The sequence below is a fragment of the Methanobrevibacter sp. 87.7 genome (assembly GCF_002208625.1).
Classification (GTDB): Archaea; Methanobacteriota; Methanobacteria; order Methanobacteriales; family Methanobacteriaceae; genus Methanarmilla.
Map to the genome: position 1 here is coordinate 1 of NZ_MRCT01000160.1, position 3,748 is coordinate 3,748.

Here is a 3,748-nt window from a genome sequence, read left to right on the forward strand (position 1 = left end):
AATATAAATTTTATAAAATAAAGAAAATTATAATTCCAGTATATAACTAAAAAAGCTAATTAAATAGAAATTAAAGGTTTAAACTAAAAAAACTAACTAAAACATACACCCTAAAAAATAAAATAAAAATTAAAAAATTAAACAAAAAACTAATTAAAACATTCAATAAATAATTTTCTCATAGATTTTACAAGATCTTCATAAGCTTCCATATTATCCTCTTTAAAGAAACATTCTAAATTAGAAGGTAAATGTAAAAGTATTATTTGATAATAATCTTCATATGAAAAGATATCAAGAACTTTAAAGTAATTACCTTGAAGTTTAGAATCAGAAACAATTAAAAATCTGCTAGATTTTAATTTATCACTTTCATCAACTAAAAAATCAAGATTTTTAAAGTCATCATCTTTTTCTATAATTTCACCTAAAGAATAATTATCTACAGATTCATTTAAAGTTTTAAAATAAAAATTAAAGCTTTTTAAGTAATCATTATAAAATTTACTTAAAATTGTTTTTGGAACATAATAATAATCTTCAAAATTAAGTAAAAAATCAAGAACAAAACTTCCAAAGTATTTATGTAATTCTACTAATTCAAATACTTCCCCTTTATATTCTTTAAGATTAATACAATATTTAATATCTTCAGGGAAAATAGAACTAGAAGCAGTAAAATAAATATTATATGAATGATTTTTCTCAAGTTCATTAATCATTTCATTTAAAGTTAAACCTTTATGAATTATATTAAAACTAAAATTAAAGTATCCATTATAAATATATTTCTCAGATGCAAATGATTTATCTAAATCATAATCATAATTATATTCTAAATTATCTTTCTTAATAGAATTTGATACTTTATTATCAAATCCAATATCTTCAATTAATTCTTTAACATCTTCAATAGATTCTTCTTCATTAAAAAACATAATAATCATCTAAAAACTAAAATTATTTAATCCTTTTTTAATAATAACACCTAAAAACAATAAAATTAAATCCTTTTTTTTAAACTTAATAATTAAAATTATAAAATTAAAACCATTTTATAATAAACTTAAAAATTAAAATTATTTAAATAAAAGATTATTTAAAAAACAATAACACCTAAAAATTATTTAAATAAATCATTATTTAAAATAATTAAAAACTAAAAATAAATATTAGAAAATAATATTTAGAAATTAAATCTAAACATAAAAATAAAAAAATAGAGTAATTAGCCTCTAGCTAATTGTTGATGAGCTCTTGCAAGATGACCTGCAGCTAATGCACCTATAAGAGATAATTCACCAGTTAAAACAGTAGAAATAATAATTTCACCAAATTTACGAGCTCCACCATTACCTTTAACACCTAAAATATTAAGTCCTTCACTTGCTGTTGCAAGAGATGTTCCACCACCTACAGTAGCAATAGGTACATCAGGCATATTTACAGAGAAATATAAATCTCCATCTCTATTTTCTGCAGTAGTAATACCTAAAGATCCTTCACTAACATGAGCAGCATCTTGACCAGTTGCTAAAAATATTGCAGCAATCATATTAGCATAATGAGCATTATAAGCCATACTAGCAGATGTAGCAGAACCAATAAGGTTTTTAGCAATATTAACTTCTACTATTGCATCAGCAGTTGTTTTAAGTTTTTTCTCAACAATCTCTTCAGGTATAATAATATCAGCAACTAAAGTTTTTCCTCTTCCTTCAATAACATTAATTGCAGCAGGTTTTTTATCAACACATACATTACCACTTAATGCAATATGTACAGCATCTGTTTCTTCAGTCATTTTATTTAGAATTTTTTCTGTTGCAATAGTAACCATATTCATACCCATACTATCTCCAGTTGAATATACAAATCTAGGATATAAATATGAACCTGCAACAAATATAGGATCTATTTTTAAAAGTTTACCATGAGAAGTAGTAGATTCTGCAATCTCTTTAAGTTCTGAAAAATTATCTTCAAACCATGCTTTAACTTTTAATGCTTCAGTAGCAGATTTTGTTTTAATAACTGGAGCCCTTGTCATTTGATCATGAATAACATGAGCATTTACTCCACCAGCAGCTTTAATTGCAGAACATCCCCTATTAATAGATGCAACTAATGCACCTTCAGAAGTTGCAAGAGGTACATAAAATTTACCTTTAGCTTCATCCCCATTAATTAAAAGAGGACCAGCAACTCCAACAGGAATTTGAATTGCACCAATAGGATTCTCAATATTTTTCTTAAATACTTCATCCATGTTAAGAGTGTAATTAGACATGTTTTCAAGATTAGTATTAGTATATTTCTCAATAAATTCACGTCTAATACTAATAGCTTCATCAATAGAATCAGTTAAACTTTCAATTTGGTAAAGTTTTAATTCACCATTTAATAGTTTATTAATAATTTCTGTTTTATCCATAATAATAACCTACTACAAAAAATAGAACCTTAAAATTTTTCTAGATTACTTTAATATAAAATATAAAAACCTAATTTTATTAAATAATTAATTTAATGAAAAAAACTAGGATATAAAAACCTAATTTTATTAAATAATTAATTTAATGAAAAAAACTAGGATATAAAAACCTAATTTTATTAAATAATTAATAAAATTTAAAAACCTAAGATTTTCATGAAAAATTAATTAAAATAAATTCACTAGATACCTTCTTTATGAAGTAAATCAACGATTTGAGAAGGTTTAATAGCTACATGAACACCACATTCTTCAAACTTAGCAATTTTAGTTTTAGCAGTACCCATTTCACCATCAATAATAGCTCCAGCGTGACCCATTCTTTTACCTTTAGGTGCTGTTCTACCAGCAATATATGATACAACTGGTTTTGAAATATTATCTTTAATAAAATCAGCAGCTCTTTCTTCAGCACTACCACCAATTTCACCGATTAATACAATAGCATCAGTATCATCATCTTCTTCAAACATTTTAAGAACTTCAATATAATCAGTACCAATAACAGGATCTCCACCGATTCCTAAACAAGTACTTTGACCAATTCCAGCATTAGTTAATTGACTTGCAATTTCATAAGTTAAAGTTCCACTACGAGACATAATACCAACATTACCTTCAGAGAAAATATGGGTAGGCATAATACCTAATTTACCAACACTAGGAGTAATAATACCTGGAGTATTTGGACCAATAACAGTTGTGTTATTCCTTTTAGCATATTCCATAATTTCCATACTATCATGTACTGGAATATGTTCTGTAATAATAACAACTAAATCAAGATTTTTAATAGATTCAAAAGCAGCATCTTTTGCAAATGGTGCTGGTACAAAAATAATAGAAGAAGTAATATCTACATTTTCTTTAGCTTCTTCAATAGAATTAAAAATAGGTACTCCTAAAAAATCTTGTCCTCCTTTATCTGGAGTTACACCTGCAACAATATTTGTATTATATTCTAACATTTGTTTTGTATGAAATGAACCTTGTTTACCAGTTATTCCTTGAACTAACCATTTAGTATTATTATCTAATAAAATCATAATATCACACAAAAATTAGTTTTTTATTAAAAAATTCTTTATCAAAAAATAATCATAAAATAATATAATATTTGTACTTACTATTTATAATATTTAACCATTTTTCATATAAAATTTTCTAAAAAACCCCGTTAAGTTAAAAAATAAATAATATCCATACTTAGATAAAAAATTTAAAATATATGAAAAATAATTAAAACCAAATTAA

General features: G+C 24.3%; 3 protein-coding genes. All 3 read right to left on the bottom strand.

Annotated features, from left to right (window positions below):
* Positions 1-149: 149 nt before the first annotated feature.
* Positions 150-938, bottom strand: coding sequence for a hypothetical protein (locus BGI41_RS07055; protein WP_088539887.1), 789 nt, complete (start codon positions 936-938; stop codon positions 150-152).
* A gap of 290 nt (positions 939-1,228) precedes the next feature.
* The gene (hmgA, locus tag BGI41_RS07060; protein ID WP_088539891.1) at positions 1,229-2,434 is read right to left on the bottom strand and encodes a hydroxymethylglutaryl-CoA reductase (NADPH); all 1,206 of its coding nucleotides are present in this window, start codon (positions 2,432-2,434) and stop codon (positions 1,229-1,231) included.
* A gap of 242 nt (positions 2,435-2,676) precedes the next feature.
* On the bottom strand, positions 2,677-3,540 hold the full coding sequence (sucD, locus tag BGI41_RS07065; RefSeq protein ID WP_088539894.1) for a succinate--CoA ligase subunit alpha: 864 nt from the start codon (positions 3,538-3,540) through the stop codon (positions 2,677-2,679).
* Between the last annotated feature and the right edge of the window lie 208 nt (positions 3,541-3,748).